The sequence below is a fragment of the uncultured Lactobacillus sp. genome, from assembly GCF_945290125.1.
GTDB lineage: Bacteria > Bacillota > Bacilli > Lactobacillales > Lactobacillaceae > Lactobacillus > Lactobacillus rizhaonensis.
Window position 1 is genome coordinate 1 of record NZ_CALYQV010000037.1, and the last position, 18,127, is coordinate 18,127.

Consider the following 18,127-nt stretch of genomic DNA (forward strand, 5'->3'; position numbering starts at 1 on the left):
CGTGCGTTAGGTCTTGCTTAATAATAAAATGTCTAACTTTTTAGTTGCACTTCACTTTTGGAGAACTAATAAATGTTACTCCCAAACAACTAATTACTAATAACAAGCTTCCTGAAATTGCCAATTTAGTTATTCCAAATCTATCATAAAACATTCCCGTAAAAGGATTAATTAGAGCCATAGCTAACGATCCTGGCAACATTATAAATGCTGAAATAAGAGCTGATTTTTTCATTACAGTTTGAATTAAAATAGGATAAATAGTTGAACTACCCATCATTATTGCATAAAGAAGCATACTGATTAATACAGCCAAACGAAATTTAGAATTTTTAAAAATTCTTAGATTTAGTAATGGTTCTTTATCTTGTAACTATCTTTTACAAAAAATAATTATTAATACTATTCCAATAAGTAACAAGATTAAGCTTATAAATAATCTAGTAGTAATATTGCTTAGTCCTACCAAAATACTGCTCAAGCCACTAGTACTTAATAATAGAGAAAAGTAATCTGGATGATTTTTTGCAACCGGTGAAACACTTTCAACGCTAAAGATTGCTAAAATTATAATAAAAAATGATATAACAGCTGAAATAAAGAAAGCACTACGCCAACCCCATATTTCAATAAGGATGCCTGTTAAAGTTGGTGCTATCACAGGTGCTGCTCCTGATGCCAATTCCAATATCCCCATGACTGTTCCCTGCTTGTTAACCGGATAAAGAATCATAATTACTACTTGAGTTAATGGTAAAATAATGCCGCTACCAAAGGCTTGAAATATACGTCCTATTAGTATAATTGGAAAATTGCTTCCCCCACAACAAAGCAATGTGCCGAATGTAAATAATAGCATTGACGATAAAAATATTTGCCTAGTAGTAAAGCGTTTAATCAAATATGCTGATATTGGAATCATAACTGCCATAGCTAAACTAAAAGCACTGGTTAACCACTGGGCAGTTAGTGCGGTCAAGGATAACTCATGCATAATTTGTGGCAAGGCCGTTGTTAAAGAAGTTTGAAGAAACGACGTGACAATTGTTCCAGTCAAAAGAGTTCCAAAAATCAAATTAGCTTTTTTTCCAGTCATGAATTTCTCTTCTTTCAATTTAAGTTGTTTTAATTATATTGATGTAGAAAAGATAAACAACCAACAATTTATATTGAAATGTTAGGAAAATATAAATAGTAAATCAATTAAAAATTGAAATGGGTATCCTATTATCCATTTAAGAAAAATCTGACAGTCCATTGTAAAAACAAAACAGCCTGCTAATGATTAAAAATCGGCTCTATAATTTATCCTGTTGATGACTTATCTATGTGATAAGCCGTTAATGGTTTTTTATTACATAAAAAGGACTAATTATCTAAATCATTAGATATTAGTCCTTAAAATTACTTATTTTAATATATAATGTATAGTTTCATTATTCTATATTTTTCTCCCCTTTTCCATGTTTTTAAAAACAAGTCGATATTTTTCTGAAATAATTGAACATTCAAAAACAGTAATTAAAGCAATCAATATCCAGCTTACTTTTAAGGTCACGCATAAAATTACCCCCAGGCCAATAACAATTATGCCATATAAAACTATCTTTCCTACACTATATTGGTTAATGAATTTTCTAATGCGCGTAACTTTAAAAACTATTACCTGACAAGCTATAAAATAAGCAGCTAATAAAATTATATATATCATTATTATTTCACTTATCCTTAGTTAATCAGCTTTGTTCAGGATCATTTTCCTTTTCCAACTGCTGTTTCTCAAACACCTTGAAAAATGGATAGTAAATGATGATGTAAATAACAAAGTTAACCACTGATAGTATCAACGCATTCCAACTCCAATTTGTACTCATAATTGCAGCAATTGGTGCAGGAATAGTAAACGGTAATCTGACCATCATCATTGGTACCAGGTGAGAAGTAGTAGCAAAATAAGAAATAGTAGTCGTTACTAGTGGAGCTAGTATAAATGGAATTCCGAGAATTGGATTTAACACAATTGGAGCACCAAATATAATTGGCTCATTAATATTGAATAAACCGGGTAAAATTGATAATTTACCTAAATCTTTTAGATACTTAGACTTAGAAAACATAAAAAGTACTACTAAAGCAAGTGTCCCACCAGCTCCACCAATCCAAACAAACCATTGCAAAAATTGCTCAGTAAAAATTGTGGATAAGTGAGTTGCTGCTACACCAGCATGAAATTGATTCATATTAGTAGCAATTGACATTTCCCAAAATGGTCTGACAATTGGATCCATAATAGCAGCGCCATGAATACCAAGTGTCCAGAAGCCACAGATAAAGAACACAGTAGTCAAGCCACCGGCCAAGCTGTTGCCAACTAAAAATCCTTTTAACGGCATTAAAATATTGGAAATAAAAGTAGCGATATTGAAATTAAATATATCTCTTACAATCCAAAATAATATTAAAATGACCGCTGCTGGAAAAAGAGCTACAAAAGAATTGGAAACCTCAGGTGGGACACCCTGGGGCATTTTAATTGTAATGTTTTTCTTTTCTAAAAAGTGGTAAATTTCGACAGAAATCAAGGCTGTTGCAATCGCTGCAAATAACGAAGATGCACTTAAATTGGCTATATTAATATAGCGACCTGCCGTAATCACATTTTTAACATCTGCATTTACTTTAACTGGCTGTACTGTTGCTACTAAAAATGCGAGTACAGCTAATATACCACTGGATAAAGTATCCATTTTATAGCTTTCAGCAAGAGCAGAAGCAATACCAAATGTTGCATATAACGACAGAATTCCTACCGTAAAGCGAAAAGGAATATCTAGAATTGCCTGATAAGGTGCTAAGAAATTAGAGACTGCTGGTATGGGCATATTACTCAGAATGGTAAAGAAAGAGCCAACAATAGTTAATGGTAAGGTAGCAATAATACCTTTACGAATAGCTGTCATATGTCTTTGCTGACCCATTTTATTAGCTACAGGTAGAATTTTTGCTTCCAAAAAATTGACAAAATTATTCATTTATTTTCACCTCATATTTATTTTTTAGTTATAGAATTTTTAACAGACAAACTTAAATTTTGACCAAGACTTAATAAATGGTAATAGTAAAAGTTCATCGGTATTGATATGTCCAACGAGATTTTTACGATTATCTTTATGTGGCTTTAATACAATCTGTAGCTCATTCTTATACTTTCCAAACCCATTATTGCCTATGACTGCATCCCCTTTTTGAAACTCAATTTCATTGTCATGGGGCGAATTGGAAAAACTATGATACTTTTTTCTAACTTCTGTTGACCTGATTACCTGTTCATTAATATCTCCTCGTCTAACATGTTGATTTTTAAGAACTATGTCATGTTCAACCTTATTTATATCTGAAACAAAATCAATTTTTAATTCCACTTGATAGCGATCTATTAAACTAAGTTTTTTTAATTCTTCGTCACTAGCATAGGAATTACCGATAATTACATCGTCAATGAGTCCGGTCGCAAACATTTTTTTAGCTTGCACTTCAATAGGCAATTCACGATCTTCTTCTAAAGTTGGTAAGCCATCATTCACGCTCCAGGGGCCAATTTTTCCTGATTGAGAACTGATAAAAGCAGCTGTATGGAGATTATTTCTTTTAAAACGCTGACTACATTTCACAAAGAAATCATAAGGTAGACCTGTTCCTTTTTGAGGATAAAAATTGTGACAGCCATAAATAAAAGGTTTATTAGCTCGATAAGTCAGAATATTATCCACATAAGCAACATCATTACTCATGTTTAATTCAATGATTAAACCTTGCGGATTATAACTAAGTAATGCCTCTTTTTTGCCATCAAATCCATCATCTAGACGTAAACCATCTACACCAAGTTCTACAAAAAATGAAAGGTCATCATATGAGATTCCCAAAAGGTTAAATATTGTTGGCGAAACATCCAAAATCACTTCATAATTAAGTTCCTTTGCCAACTTAGTTAACTTTTGATATTTAGCAATTACTTCTTTCTTCTCGCCGGTAATTTCAAGCAAACTCATAAAAATTCTGGAAAATCCAAATTCACTTGCTTTTTTGATATAGGCCTTATCACTGGCGAAATCGCTATGATCTGGATATATCGATATTCCTAGTTTTCGCTTCATCTTAGTGCCTACTTTTATGCAAGTTTTCTTTTAACAATTTCAAACAATTTTGTTACATCATCTGGCTTAGTAAGTCCGGTATCTTTGTCAATAATTGATGAGTATACATGTGGTAATATTCTAGTCACGCCAGCATCCAAAGCAATATCCAAGATGGTCTCAAAGTTTTCCAAATCTATACCACCAGTTGGCTCAAGACTAAAATCATTTGTAGCGCAGGCTTTAGCAATATATTCATATTCCACTTTATGTGCTAAGCCTTTCATTGGAAAGAACTTAAATGAACTACCACCCATATCCTTTAACAAGGCAATAGCCGTGGTAACCGGCACTTCTGTTGCCATTTCTTTAGAGCTGAGTGGACCCGTTGCAATATTGACGTAGCCAGCCTTTCCAGTTGGAGAAACTAGACCATTAATAATAGTTTGATTTTGTCTTAGCAAAGCCCGTGAATAACCAACCCCTGTAAAAACTTGATTGACATGTTGTGGTTGAATTACTTGCGATACCTCACTAACCATCTTACTTTGGTTAGGGTCACCTGCTCCTAATCCAACCGAAATTGCATTATTTACTGCGATTTGATACTTTTTCAAATCAACAATACAGCTGTCATTATCAGGATAGTTTTTAGTTAAAACGCCACAAACAACATGACCGTCAGCCGCTTCATATATATCCTTAGCATTTGCGACACTTCCGGCCAAAACATTTAACGCTACCCTTCCTTTATAATAATTTGGTACTAATTCCATTTATTTCATAATCTCCTTTAATCTTTCAACTATTAAATCCATTTCCTTTGAATTGAGTGCTCTGATGTCAAATTCAATTATTCCTTCATTAGCACGATTTTCTCGAGTATAAATAGCGGGATCATTATTTTTCAAACCTTTAACTACTTGAATTGCACTTTTTGATGCATCAGCATTCATTTTAATATCGGCACGATAAATTTCTCTTCCTGCTTGATCTTGTGCTTCTTTGACCGTAAGCCCAGGAATTGCGCTCAACTTTTTTAAAAATGGTGCAAGACGCTTACGCATATGTGTGCCAACCTCTGGGCCTGCGCTGACATATTCTTCAATTGCTCCTACCAATCCCAAAAGATTGTCTTTACCAATTTTCATCGCTCTACCGATTCCTGAACTTTGCATTCGAATCCAGTCGATGTATTTTGCTTTACCAAATACTAATCCTGAAGCTGGTCCTTCAATTGCTTTTGCACCACTAAAAAGAATGATATCTACGTTTAGTGCCAGATATTTTTTCAGATCTTCTTCTGCTGCAGCGTCTAAAATTAAAGGTAAGTTATGTTTATGAGCAATTTCAACTGCCTGCTTAACAGTAAGCATGCTCTTTTGTACTGCGTGATGACTTTTCACATAGAAAATAGCTGCAGTATCTTCATCAATCATCATTTCCACATGTTCTGGTGAGCACATATTAGCGTAGCCAGCTTCAACTACATTGCCTCCACCCAAAATAATCATTTCTTCTTCTGGAGCACCATAATCTACATTTTGTCCTTTGGGTATGACAATATTCCTGGCTTTAAACCTAGTTGAATACGGATGATAAACATGGTACTGGCTTCCCTGACCAATAACTCCTGCAATTGCTAAAGCGATCCCGGCAGATGCTGAGTTCACAATGACTGCGTCTTCTGCTCCAATCAATTTAGCCACGTATTTTCCGCTCTTTTTAACTAAATCTGACATTTCAAAAAAATGTTTGTCACCAAATTCTTGGGCTTCAATCCCTGCATTACTTGTTTTTGAAACGCCTAAAATTGTCATCTTACCGCTGGCATTTATTACATGCTTTAAGTTCAATTTCTGATAATAATCCATTTTATTCTCCAATCTGATAAGTTTTACCCATAACGACAACCATTTTAGGACAAATATGTTGATTAAATTGACGGTGATTATGATTTGAATCTGTAAGTGTAACCTCTTTATTTTTTTCTAATTTAAAAATCGTCAGATCAGCATCATATCCCGGCTTCAACTGTCCTTTGTTAATCAAGTTAAAATTATTCGCCGGAGCTGCAGTTACCTTATTAATTACATCGCTAAGTGAATAGCCATACATTAAAAATTTATCCAAAGTTGTGGCCATGTTATACACAGGTCCATTTATACGGTTGCGATTATAGATATCGGTACTAATAGAGTAAGGAATTAAACCGGCAGCATTTGCAATATCAAAAGTATGGAAGTTAAAGCTATCGGTACCATGACCAACATCGAAGGTTACGCCTCTACGATAAGCTTCCCAGACAAATTGACGAATATTGTCCGATTTATCAAGTATCCCATTTGGTTTACCGTTATAGCCATGAGTTAAAATATCGTTATCGTCCATTAAGTCTAAAACTTCTTTTAATTGTGGTGGATTTGCACCAACGTGTACCATAATCGTGAAATTGCCACCTAAATTTTTTTGGAATGTTTTAGCTTTTTGTAAAGGCACTACACCATTATCAATAACTACAGAATGACTTTCTCTTACTTTGATACCAACAATAAAATCACGGTATTTTTGAATTGCTTCCATCAAAGAGTCTTTTTGAACAGTATTAATGTCGCCCAGTTCATTCTGTGCCAGTATGCCTGTTTGACCGACGTTAATCATTGCATAAACATTAGTAATTTTGTTTCGGGTTATATTGTAAAAATCACCAATATTTTCTGCACCGGTAGAACCGGCATCAATCACAGTAGTAACTCCAGATTTATAACCGTCTTCATCAGGATCATCATAATAAAGCGTCAATTTTTCATAACAATGAACATGATCATCTATCCACCCTGCAGAAACATACTTTCCTTGAAGATCAATTACTTTAGCAGCTTCAATTCCATTTAGGCAATGACCGACAGCAACAATTTTTTTACCTAAAACGCCAATTTCGATTGGAGAACCATCAGCAACACTTTTACCATTTTTTAAATATAAATCTATCATCTTTCACCTCAACTAAACTTTCACAGGGAATAACAACCCAGCAATCATAGCTCCGATAATTGCGCCGCCAGTGATTGGCTTCTTCCACGCATAAAATATAACCGCACCAATAATTGCTCCCAAACCAATAGGAATTGATGCTTGACAGGCAGAAATTAAGATCAATGGGCCTAAAAATCTTCCTGTATCATTACCTGCACCCATCATAATGTCAGCGCCAAAAGTTGAATTAGATTGTTTTAAAGTAAAATGTCTAATAGCATAAATAACAAAACCAATTAAAACGCCAATAATTGCACCTGTTAATAAAGCCAAAGGGAAACTCTTAATCGGTTCTTTAATATTCATACTGAGTAAAATAGCTGGAATACCTAAACCAACACCAGTTAAAATTGAGCCACCTAAATCTAAGATTCCGTCTAACGAACCTTCTAAAACTCTGGCAAAAAGGAAGCTGGCTCCAAATGCTGCACAGGCACCATATGATCCGCCAGTCATTCCTGCCTTCAGCATAGCAACAAATGCAACTTCATTAAACGCACCAGTGCCATAGTTAAAATACATTGAAGTCCCAGCGAATACTCCAGCTGACATTAAGCCAACAATAATTGGGAAACTCCAATCGGCATACCAAAAACTTTTGGTATTCTTTAAATCTAATTCTTGTTCTTTTAAAGTTTCATCACTTTTATCCATGTCTTTACCTCTTTTCAATTAAGCTTTAGCCGCCAAAAACTGAGTGAATTTGCCTTAACCAAGCAGGAACTCCCAAATTCAGTTGCTTGACTAATGTCAAATCGATTCCTCTGAAAAATGCACTCAAAATAAATAAGACAATTGTAGTAATCAGAATAATTCTAGTAATTTTATTCCAACCACTTTCATCTACTCCTTTACCGACTAAAATTCCCAAAACCACTCCTGGGACAGCATTACCCATAATTAGTTGGGCAATACCACCAAAGATTGTTCCAAAAATTCCAGATCTTTTCCCACCATCAATTGCTGCTAGCCAAAAGATAACAGGCATAACAGTGTTAATTAATAATGTAGCAGCCGGAACTAAAACTTTTACCGCCGTAATTTGAAGTGATTGTGGCAAAGCAGAACTCGTTAGGTTAAGAAAAGCAACGATTAAAGCTCCCACTATTGCACCGGCTATACCCATTTTTTTGGCATCATGCATCTGTTTTTCATCGTGGTTTTTCAACATCAAAAGTGCAGCAGCCCAATTTGGTATCACTCGGTGAGTAACATCCTGTGTAAAGGATCCTGCTGCCACAGTTGAAGCCCAGGCGTTAAAGAAGAAGCCTAATCCAAACGAAAAGTGTGATGCGGGGTCACCTTCACTGGCATTCATTTCACCTAGTGTTCTAAATGCTCCTAAAGCTTGGACAGTTGGAGCATTAAACATTCTGGCTGCCCCTACTCCAACCGCTAACCCTACAAGAGTACCAATGATTAAGGATTCAATTAAAATTATCAAAAAATGCATTTTTATACTCCTTTAGTTTCTCTGTTAAAAAGTGGGTTATCAGTCGTTGCCACTTTCTGACAAGCTACTTCATTAACGCAAACGTACTCTACATGAACCAAAACTCTAAGTTGAACCTCATAGGACTTGCGTATTCTGGGGAAAAAGAAAAACAAAAAATGTTCTTTTTCATCAATTTCCTTAAAATTTTCCACCTCAAAAGATTTTGGCTCTATCTTAAAAATCAAATTATCTTCTGTTGTACTTAAATTTCTGGCTATTTTGTTTATTGCATTAGCAAATGCTTCTTTCTTGCTCTTAGCCTTTCCATTCACTACAATGTTTCTATCCTCTGCTTGAATTATATTTTTCATTTAAACACCTAAAACTTGTTGGGATATTTTTTATTGATTGCCTCAACAAGTTTTTCTCCTAATTCTTCTTTATCCATAAAGCCAAAACCAAGAACCTTTTTACCGTCATTAATAGCAGTAACCCCTTGAGTAATTGATCTCATACCATGTCTTTCTGGATAACCGTATTTATTATTGGCAATCAAAGCGCCGGCTCCGCCACTACCACAAAAAGAAATGCCGAAATCAGCTTTCTCTTTATTCATGACATCTCCTAATTTCATGTCTGCACCAATTCCAGGAACTAAAACAGCCTTGGCCCCCGCTTTTTCAATACCTTTTGCAACATTACTTCCTTTTCCCATTCTGTCAGCAACTACAATTTTCAACATATTAATTTCTCCTTTAATCTAATTTCATATTCTCAAAATGAATTGATAAAACATACTTTTCTGATTCAGCTATTTTGCCGATGTTATTATCAATAAAATCCATAACTTGCTGAGACATCTCCAACGATTGCTGAGATACCTTAGCAAAAATTTTCTTATCTACTTTTTCTAATTTTTCCCCATTCTTTACTCTATTAACCATTTCAAATAAATGATTACCTAAAATTTGGGTTTCTAAGTCGCTCGGATGCAGTTTATTTTGATGTATTAACGAAACTACATATACCATTACCTGCCTTAATTCATCTTTATAATTACTTTTTGCAATATATTTTTGGAATTCTTTATATAACTCTACTTTCATCTAAATTACCGTTTCTTTATTTCAACAACGTATAACGTAAAATTGCTATTATTTCATTAATATTAATGTGTAAGCCCAAATCTAAGTAAATTTTGTGCAGTCGGCTGATGTCAGATTTTGAAAATTTATTTATTTGTTTATCAGTTGGTTTAGAATCATACTGCTTATCAAAGTAAATCCGTTCCGTTGCTAATTGCATATGAATCATAAAAGCTTTTTCATATTTTTTACTGATGCGATCTCCTAAATATTCACTAACATTGATATAGGCTTCTATACTTAAAGATAGTATTTTCTCTACATTATTAATACTTTGTTCTTCCTTAATAACATTCTTCAAATCATTGTCATTTTTAACAGCGTTTTGTTTGAGCAAAAAAGAAACTTCCCGTTCAATTTTCAACATATCCTGCTCATTAGGAATTGGATTAACCTGTATGATTTTAGTTGACGCTATTTTTTTTAAAGGGAAAATACTAATTACCAGATCAGGTTTTGTTTCATATATTTTTGTGCGGTAATTTATCGCCGAAGCAAAGCCGGCACTTGTAATATACGGAATTCTGCTTTGAATTACTTTTTTTAAAAGTTTTGTTGCTCCTAAACCAGTCGAACAAACGTAAAGTGCACTGACTTGTGGTACTTTTTGCATATCACTAATTGAAACCAAGAAATGAAGAGAAACCAAAGTAACAAAAGTATCACTGTTAATGAGTGGACTTTTAGAAATATATTTGTCTAATGCTGCTTTAACTGTGTCAAACAAAGTGCTAAACCGACTCTTTACCTCTGCCGTAAAAGGAGTATAGTCATTAAAATGTTGATAATTACTATTCAATTCACTCATCAAATGTTGAGTTAACGAGTCTTGTAACTGTATATCATCATCCAAAGGCAAAACCATTTTTTGTGATACATAAGATATAATCTCCCTTACAGCCTTACTAGTTTCCACATCTTTTTCCAAGACTTTTACTCCAAAAATAAAGTATTTTTCTTCGTCTTTTGTTGGCTTAATGTCAAAAATTTCACTTACAACTTTGTAGATCTGAGCATAATGCTTTTGAGCCTGATTAAGTCTTTTATCATAGCTTGGAAGTTTTAAACTCCGGTGACGATGATTTTCTAAAATAATGATTGTTAACCGGTTAATCATTGACTTGGCAATACTCAAATCTATGCCAGTATTAAAAGCATCTTTTAGGTTTAAGATGTCACTCAATATTAAAGAAATATAATTAATTAACTTATTAATGTTTTTTGGTAAATTCGTGTTACCAACTGAACTTGTACTTATTTTAGAAATCAAAGCAATCAAATTGTTGGCACCAAATGAATATCTATCTATTTGCTTTTGCAAGATATATTCCATTAACGCACGAATATTAATTTCATCTCCAGTTAAGAAGTAGCCGTAATAATTTTTCCCTTCTAAAAGTAAATTGAATCTTTGAGCTTCTGTCTTGGCATTGTTTATGTCTGCTAAAAAGGTATTAGCAGACACGCCAAGCATTTTAGTCATTGTTTTACCGGTTATAAATCCCTCAGCAAAAACCAAACTGGTCAAAATCTTCCATTTTCTTTGGGTTGGATTTAAATACTGCGAAATTACTTCTTCACTTGAAAAAGATTGCAATGAGTTAATTGCATTTGTTCGATTAAAATCACTAGCAAAACTTATCCATATTCCCTTACCAGGCTTCGAATTATATTTACAACCAGGCTGCTTATTTATCCATTCTGCTATTTTTTTCAGATCGTTTCTTAAAGTTCTAATCGAAACTTTATATCTAGCAGATAAATCCTTAACTTTATAAGTTTGCGGGTTATTTAATAAGTTCGTTGCAATGTTAATTTGCCTAGAAATTAGAGTCATTTTGCTTACTCCTTTCTATATTTAAATTATATGAAAGCGGTGTTATAAAAAGAACTCCAAATTAATTCAACACTGTTGGTGCAAAGAATTGAAGAATAAAAATGCTCATAGAATTTTATTCTGTGAGCATCAATCAAAATATAAATATCGTTGTGTATGTTTGTTTAAACCTGCAATAGTGTATATAAAACTAATATCACTTTGTTACTAGCTAAATAAAAAAGGTAAATCTTGTTTCAAATTAAAACAACGATTTACCAATTTATAAAAATATTTTTTCAAACTTATAATCAATGAATGTATAAACTTTTAACATTTTGGGGTAAAGATTCTGCTAAATTAACTTCAAAATCCTTAAATGTTACCTTTTACCATTGAAATAATCATGGAACTTTTCCATTTCTTTGCCAATAACTTCATCATCTGGCATTGCGAATTCAAACGCACATTGTGCATCTTTAGGCAGGTATCTAATAACCGCTTTCCAGTTAAACATCCCACGGTCTAATGACTCAGTATTTTGCATTTTGCCTTCTGCATTAAGCATAGGATTCTTCAAGTGAATATAAGCTACAAACGGTGCGAGCTTCTTTGCGGCCAAATTTGGATCAAAGCCGGTAAAGGCAAGATTTCCTAAGTCAAATGTAGCAAAAATTGAATTGAACCCAGCTTTTCTGACAGCAGTCAGAAAATCAAATATTGTATCCGGGTTACCACTTATTGGTGTCTGGTCATTCTCGATAGTTGTTTGAATAGTAGCTAAAGGTAAAGTGGCAAGATCTTCTGCCAAATCGCCATGGTATTTGTAGAAATTACCGGTACTAAACTTGATTTTTTGTGCGCCAAGCTCTTGGGCTTCTTTATAATACTTATTTAAGTTCTGGTTAAAATTACCATTATCGTCAAAAATATTATCAGGTACACTATAGTTTAATAATAAACCTTTTTCTTGAATAGCTGGTGCCAGTTCTTTAATTTCTGCATCTACATCTTTGAAATATTCACGTCTAAGTTCAATTCCGTCTGCACCTAAATCAGCAATTCTATCCACTAAGTCCAGTTGGCTAATACCACTTTGAATCTCTTTTTCATAAACCAATGTATTAATTATTAAAGTCATGATTTGCTCCTATTTGTTCTTAAAATCTACATACTTCTCATTAAATTTTTTAGCATTTTCCGTAACGGCTTCGTAATCATCCTTTTTACCTGGTCCGACTAAACTACCGCCTACTCCAATAACGAAAGCTCCCTTTTCAAACCATTCATTCATGTTTGCTAATGAAACACCACCCGTTGGCATAACATTCACATTTGGAAATGGCCCGTGGATTTCATTAATCATAGTTTTGCCAGCAACTGAACCTGGGAAAACTTTTATTACGTCTACCCCATATGTCAAAGCTTCTTGAATTTCAGTTGAAGTAAAACACCCAGGAATATAGGGAATTTGGTATAAATTACACATCTTAGCCGTATCTTTATTAAAAGACGGACTAACCACAAATTTAGCTCCTGCTATAATAGCTAGTCTTGCTGTTGCTGGGTCCAGCACCGTACCTGCACCAATAATCACATCTTTGTCACTGCCGTATTCTTCTGTCAACCTTTTGATTGTTATATCTGCACTAGGAGAAGTAAATGCTAATTCAATAGCAGTAACATGTCCCTTTATACATGCTTTAGCAGTTTGGTAGGAATTTTCTTCATTATTACCTCTAACTACTGCTACAACTCCGTCTTCTTGAATTCTTTTTATTGATTCATATTTTAAAAGCATTTTATCTCTCCTATCATTCCATATTACTGTGCTGTTTTTTAGCAGCGCCATTAGAAACTTTATCCCTGATACTCAACTTAAGACAAAGAATATCCAGCACAATGTGCACACTTTGATCAAACAGGGAACTTAAAAGTTGAATAGATTCAACCCCATCCCCATATTTAGTTGCTCCAGGCACTACTATCACCTGTTTCGCCAATTTGGCAAGGGGTGAGCTAGCGTTACTCGACACAGCAATTACGTCAACTCCATTTTTAGCTGTTTTTTCTGTTAATTCCAGCACACTGCTGGTCTTTCCAGAACCAGAGACAGAAACCAAAACATCGTGTGGTTGAATTGAAGGCGTAATTGTTTCTCCGATGACAAAAACCTGGTAACCAATATGCATTAATCTCATGGCAAAACTTTTAGCCATAAAACCGGAGCGGCCTGAACCTAAAACAAATATTCTTTTATCCTTAGTAATTAAAGTTGCGGCTTGATCAATTTCTGCCTCGTTAATCTTATCCAGGACTGTGCTTATCTCTGCTAAAACTGGTTTAATTAAATGTTTAGAATCTAACATAAATTGATAATCTCCTTAAACTTGCTGGCCTCATTAACGGGATTATTAGATTGAACAATCTTACTTCCTACAATAACCTCTTGTACTTCATTTTGCATGGCTAATTTTTTTGCTTGCTCTAAATCAATACTACCGGCAACTGCTATGTTTTTAACTGGCGGGAATTTTTTTTTAAAATCAGAGACTAAATTAAGCAAATTTGCGTTTTTACCAGCATCATGAGAATTATGCAAGTTATAAATTGCATTAGGAAATTTGGCAATCTCTAAGATAGAATTATAATCCATTCCCATTAAGTCGATAAGAACTGTCCTATTTTTTTGTTCTGCAATTTCATAAACGCTGGCAAGAGTTTCCGGACCAGCCGTTCCCATTACAGTTAGAATATCCGCTCCTGCTTTAAATCCTTGTTCAAATTCGTATTGACCCTCATCGTTTGTTTTAGTATCAAGTAGAAGTAAACTGTGTTTTAAATTTACATTTGCAGCTTTAATCTCATAAAAACCGTAATCTTTTATTATTGAGGTACCAAATTCTACAATATCAGCAATACCATCGAGTTTTCGCGCCAGTTGAACTGCAGCGGTTAAAGAGACTCGATCAATTGCGACTTGCAGCTTCATCTTCAGAAACACCCTGTTTTTGATAAAATTCTTGTAATTGTTCCTTTGTTGGATAGCCGTCATTATCACCTAAGGTTTGCACCTGCAAACAGCCTACAGCATTACCGCGAACAGCTCCTGCCTTCAAGCTTTTCCCTTCAAGTAAAGCTGTAATCAAACCTAGAGCAAATCCATCTCCAGCACCGACAGTATCAAGAACTTTATCAGGCTTAAAACTAGGAACAGTGTATTTTTCGCCTTTAGCATTTTTAACGAAAACACCTTTATCACCAAGCTTAACCATTACCGTTGTAGTTCTTTCACCTTTCAAGTAAAAGTCAGCTATTTCTTCAGGATCTTCCGAGCCCATTAATGTCTTGCCTTCACTGATACCTGGTAAAACAATATCAGCCATGCCCGCCAGTTCATTGATTGTCTTGATCATATACTCTTTGCTCTTCCATAAAGGGGGACGTAAATTAGGATCAAAGGTAATTAATTTTTTAGCGGCAATTAGCTTTTTATAAAAAGCACGGAAAGTTTCTTCTGCAGTATCAGAGATTGCGGGAAAAATTCCAGACATATGGGCAATTTTAACATCGCTTAGATCAATATCAGCAATTTGACTGGCTTCTAAGTGGCAAGCAGCAGAATCACGACGATAATTAAACGTTGCAGGATCGCCATGTGTTACTAGCTGCTTTAATTGATGTCCTGTAAAATACTTATCGTCATAACTAACATACTTAGTCCCCACATTGTGAGCAGCAATAGTTTTTTGAACATATTTGCCAAAAGGATCTTCTCCTACGCGTGTAACATACTCAACAGAGTGTCCCAATCTTCTCACGCCAATAGCAACATTTAATTCAGCTCCACCCATTACTTTGTGAAAATTTTCAGTGTCTACTAAAGAAACATCTGCATCTTTTGAACACAGTATAACAAGTGGTTCACCAATAGTTATTACTTCAGACATAATATTTCCTCTCTTTGTTTTTCAAACTCATCCGAAAAAGTGATAAACAAGAACTTCATTTATAATTGATACTACCCACATCACAGGTACACCATATTTCAAGAAGTCCTTTGATTTTACCTTCATGTAGTCCAAGCCCCAGACATTCCAGGATTGGGTAATATCTACTGATACTGCCATCAAAGTCGGAACGTATAAAAGCGGTAGCAAGAAGGCATCACTGAATAATCCAGTGCTGTATAAAACTGCAGCAGTGGCAGCTCCGGCTCCCCAGACATGTAAAGGACCGCGGAACAAAGCCAGCGGGGCCAAAATACCCAAAGCAAGACAAAGGATTAAGTGTTGATGAGGCAAAACAGCTGCCAATATTGGGCGAAATCTTTCGGCATTAATAGTTGCTGCGCCAGTAAAACTTTCCAGAGCCATTAAAAACATAATCAATCCTGCAATATCACTGATTGCATGAGAAATTGAATCATTTAAAAACTTAAGACCCTTCTTGTAATCTTTAAATTGACCTGTTAAGAAAATAGCAATAATACTTGCTAAAGTTAATGCAGGTACTGCATCCCATTTAAATGCCATGTTCATTAAGACTGGAATAATAGGAACAATGTACGCTATTTTAGGCACTTTAACAGTACCAGTTTCATTATTTTCAGCACCAATTAATTTAAGATTATCATCTGCTATTGCTGGATCAATCTTTTTACGATTAAAGAATAAAAAGACAATGATTGCTAGCAGTTGTACTATTGCAGCACATATACCAAAAGTAAGGTACTTACTATCATAAGCTGCTTTTGGCACGAAGGCCTTCATCTGGTTATAAAGGACAACGTTGATATACATTGGTGCCCCAATAGCCATAGAGAATGCTGCCAAGGCAACTTCTCGCGGCAACCCCAATGATAATAGAATTGGTAACAGAATAACACCGATTGCTATTACTGAACCGACACCGTATGCACTTACAAAAATAAACGCTGTAACTAAAACAACTAAAATTGCTGCCAGAAGTGGTTTCTTTTTACCAATTGACTTAGTAGCTTCTGATATTGCAGGCGCAATCCCACTATCAACCAGTACGCGACCAAACCATGAACCAAATACGATATAAATAATAGTTGGACCATAACTGAGCGCTGGTTGCGCGAAAACTTTATTGATTGCTTCATTAAATGGTACTAAACCAATGATGCACCATAAGATTGCCATCACGAAGAAGCCAATCATCAAGTTCCCACCTTTTAAGATGTACCATATAAATAGAGCAAAAGTTATTAATAGCAAGATTGCTATTACTGTAGAACTCATTACACTTACCCCTTTACTAACTGATTATTTCATCTAAATAATATCAGCTTATTACTTTTTAAGGTAACCGGTTACCCTCTTAATATAAAACATTTAGTTTATCTTTGCAAGCGCTTTTCAAATAAAATTATATACGCAATAATTTATGCAATATTTCATTTTAATGGCAGTAAAATGATATACTACTTTTAAAACAAGAAAAAAGAATAGTGATTATGAAAAAAGCAACAATTCGTAACGTAGCTGAATTAGCACAGGTTTCCGTTGCATCCGTATCAAGATATTTAAATAACAAGGCTAAAGGCAGGCTCTCTGAAGAAAAAGCAAAAGTGATAGAGCAAGCAATTAAAGACTTAAATTACATTCCTAATTTGGCAGCTCGTCAAATGGCTACCAATCAAAGTAAGACAATTGCCGTAGTTGTTTCCAATATAGACGATTATTTTTCAACTGAATTGTTTAAAGGGGCATCTAACATTCTCAGAGTTAAAGGTTATGAAGCCTTTTTATTAGACACTAATGCCGAACAGCAGCGGGAACGAGAATTAATTAAAACCGTCAGCAGTAGTTTCTTTGATGGGCTGCTGTTTCAACCCTTGGGTAGTAATATCAAAACAATTCAATCCGAGTTTATTCACAACATCCCTACAGTAATTTTAGACAGACGCCTGGCTACTAAACGTTGGCCACAGGTTATTTCCAATAATATTACAGTTTCAAAGGACGCGACTAAATATTTTTTGAAGCAAGGCTGCGATGACATCTTAATTTTGTCTTCTGAAGTTAAAATCGCTTCTACGAGAAGAGACAGGTACAGTGGTGTGTGCTCAATTGCAGATCCTGATCAGATTCATTTAATTGAGCTTGACGAAGAATCATATAATTATATGGCGATTAAAAATAAAATTGAATCTTTCTTGTTGAAGCAAAAAGCTCAAAACAAGAAAACCTTGATTTTTAGTTTCAAGGAGCGTTGGTTGCTTGCCTTTTTACCAATGCTTTTCGCTGATGGCTTTTTAAATAGTGACGAGGTTTTAATTACGGGATTCTCAGATACTAAATTAGTACAAACTATTTTGCCCGAAGCAAGGCTAATTTCACAAAATCCATATTTAATGGGAGCAAGTGCTGCAGAAATTTTACTTAAGAGTTTAAGCGGTGAGGATACTAGTAAAAGTCATGAACCGCTTATTGTGCCTGCTAAATTTTAGTTGCTGTATTTATTGCCATTTACCTGACAAAAACAAATAAAATAAAAAAGCTTTGAGAACTACATTCCCAAAGCTTTTTAT

At 34.5% G+C, this 18,127-nt stretch carries 18 protein-coding genes and 1 pseudogene; 1 reads left to right on the forward strand and 18 read right to left on the reverse strand.

What is annotated here, in order from left to right; all coding sequences use genetic code 11:
- Positions 1 to 40: 40 nt before the first annotated feature.
- The 18 genes and pseudogenes from Q0K80_RS07115 to Q0K80_RS07200 form a co-directional block, all read right to left on the reverse strand.
- Positions 41 to 1,096, reverse strand: a pseudogene (locus tag Q0K80_RS07115) (MFS transporter).
- 640 nt (positions 1,097 to 1,736) lie between these two features.
- The gene (locus Q0K80_RS07120; RefSeq protein WP_294604786.1) at positions 1,737 to 3,032 is read right to left on the reverse strand and encodes a PTS sugar transporter subunit IIC; all 1,296 of its coding nucleotides are present in this window, start codon (positions 3,030 to 3,032) and stop codon (positions 1,737 to 1,739) included.
- 39 nt (positions 3,033 to 3,071) lie between these two features.
- Entirely contained in the window at positions 3,072 to 4,157 is a 1,086-nt protein-coding gene (locus Q0K80_RS07125; RefSeq protein ID WP_294604789.1) for a MupG family TIM beta-alpha barrel fold protein, read from the reverse strand.
- 14 nt (positions 4,158 to 4,171) lie between these two features.
- Positions 4,172 to 4,912, reverse strand: a complete 741-nt coding sequence (locus Q0K80_RS07130) for a KDGP aldolase family protein (protein ID WP_294604792.1) — start codon at positions 4,910 to 4,912, stop codon at positions 4,172 to 4,174.
- A complete protein-coding gene (locus Q0K80_RS07135) occupies positions 4,913 to 6,010 on the reverse strand; it encodes a DgaE family pyridoxal phosphate-dependent ammonia lyase (RefSeq protein WP_294604795.1) in 1,098 nt (365 codons plus the stop codon).
- A 1-nt stretch (position 6,011) separates the two neighbouring features.
- Complete coding sequence (locus Q0K80_RS07140) at positions 6,012 to 7,130, reverse strand: amidohydrolase/deacetylase family metallohydrolase (RefSeq protein ID WP_294604798.1); 1,119 nt, start codon at positions 7,128 to 7,130, stop codon at positions 6,012 to 6,014.
- Between the two features lie 12 nt (positions 7,131 to 7,142).
- A complete protein-coding gene (locus tag Q0K80_RS07145) occupies positions 7,143 to 7,826 on the reverse strand; it encodes a DUF4310 family protein (RefSeq protein ID WP_294604800.1) in 684 nt (227 codons plus the stop codon).
- 25 nt (positions 7,827 to 7,851) lie between these two features.
- On the reverse strand, positions 7,852 to 8,625 hold the full coding sequence (locus Q0K80_RS07150; RefSeq protein WP_294604802.1) for a DUF4311 domain-containing protein: 774 nt from the start codon (positions 8,623 to 8,625) through the stop codon (positions 7,852 to 7,854).
- Positions 8,626 to 8,627: 2 nt separating this feature from the next.
- Positions 8,628 to 8,978, reverse strand: coding sequence for a DUF4312 family protein (locus tag Q0K80_RS07155; protein WP_294604805.1), 351 nt, complete (start codon positions 8,976 to 8,978; stop codon positions 8,628 to 8,630).
- An 8-nt stretch (positions 8,979 to 8,986) separates the two neighbouring features.
- Positions 8,987 to 9,349: an SFCGS family glycine-rich protein gene (locus Q0K80_RS07160; protein WP_110445581.1), complete on the reverse strand. Its 363-nt coding sequence runs from the start codon at positions 9,347 to 9,349 to the stop codon at positions 8,987 to 8,989.
- A gap of 13 nt (positions 9,350 to 9,362) precedes the next feature.
- Complete coding sequence (locus Q0K80_RS07165) at positions 9,363 to 9,713, reverse strand: PRD domain-containing protein (RefSeq protein ID WP_294604808.1); 351 nt, start codon at positions 9,711 to 9,713, stop codon at positions 9,363 to 9,365.
- Positions 9,714 to 9,729: 16 nt separating this feature from the next.
- Positions 9,730 to 11,589: an HTH domain-containing protein gene (locus Q0K80_RS07170; RefSeq protein ID WP_294604810.1), complete on the reverse strand. Its 1,860-nt coding sequence runs from the start codon at positions 11,587 to 11,589 to the stop codon at positions 9,730 to 9,732.
- A 361-nt stretch (positions 11,590 to 11,950) separates the two neighbouring features.
- Positions 11,951 to 12,709: a TIM barrel protein gene (locus Q0K80_RS07175; RefSeq protein ID WP_294604812.1), complete on the reverse strand. Its 759-nt coding sequence runs from the start codon at positions 12,707 to 12,709 to the stop codon at positions 11,951 to 11,953.
- Positions 12,710 to 12,718: 9 nt separating this feature from the next.
- Positions 12,719 to 13,369 carry a bifunctional 2-keto-4-hydroxyglutarate aldolase/2-keto-3-deoxy-6-phosphogluconate aldolase gene (locus tag Q0K80_RS07180; RefSeq protein ID WP_294604815.1) on the reverse strand — a complete coding sequence of 217 codons (651 nt, stop codon included), beginning with the start codon at positions 13,367 to 13,369 and terminating at the stop codon, positions 12,719 to 12,721.
- A 13-nt stretch (positions 13,370 to 13,382) separates the two neighbouring features.
- Positions 13,383 to 13,937, reverse strand: coding sequence for a 6-phospho-3-hexuloisomerase (gene hxlB / locus Q0K80_RS07185; protein ID WP_294604818.1), 555 nt, complete (start codon positions 13,935 to 13,937; stop codon positions 13,383 to 13,385).
- Positions 13,931 to 14,560: an orotidine 5'-phosphate decarboxylase / HUMPS family protein gene (locus tag Q0K80_RS07190; protein WP_294604821.1), complete on the reverse strand. Its 630-nt coding sequence runs from the start codon at positions 14,558 to 14,560 to the stop codon at positions 13,931 to 13,933. The genes hxlB and Q0K80_RS07190 overlap by 7 nt, the downstream gene beginning before the upstream one ends.
- Entirely contained in the window at positions 14,538 to 15,518 is a 981-nt protein-coding gene (locus Q0K80_RS07195; protein ID WP_294604823.1) for a sugar kinase, read from the reverse strand. Before Q0K80_RS07195 ends, Q0K80_RS07190 begins: the two co-directional genes overlap by 23 nt.
- Before the next feature lie 27 nt (positions 15,519 to 15,545).
- Positions 15,546 to 16,835, reverse strand: a complete 1,290-nt coding sequence (locus Q0K80_RS07200) for a gluconate:proton symporter (RefSeq protein ID WP_294604826.1) — start codon at positions 16,833 to 16,835, stop codon at positions 15,546 to 15,548.
- A gap of 215 nt (positions 16,836 to 17,050) precedes the next feature.
- On the opposite strand from Q0K80_RS07200, the gene Q0K80_RS07205 reads away from it, so the two are divergent.
- Positions 17,051 to 18,046 (forward strand): LacI family DNA-binding transcriptional regulator, encoded by a 996-nt coding sequence (locus Q0K80_RS07205; protein ID WP_294604828.1) that lies wholly within the window; start codon positions 17,051 to 17,053, stop codon positions 18,044 to 18,046.
- Positions 18,047 to 18,127: the final 81 nt, after the last annotated feature.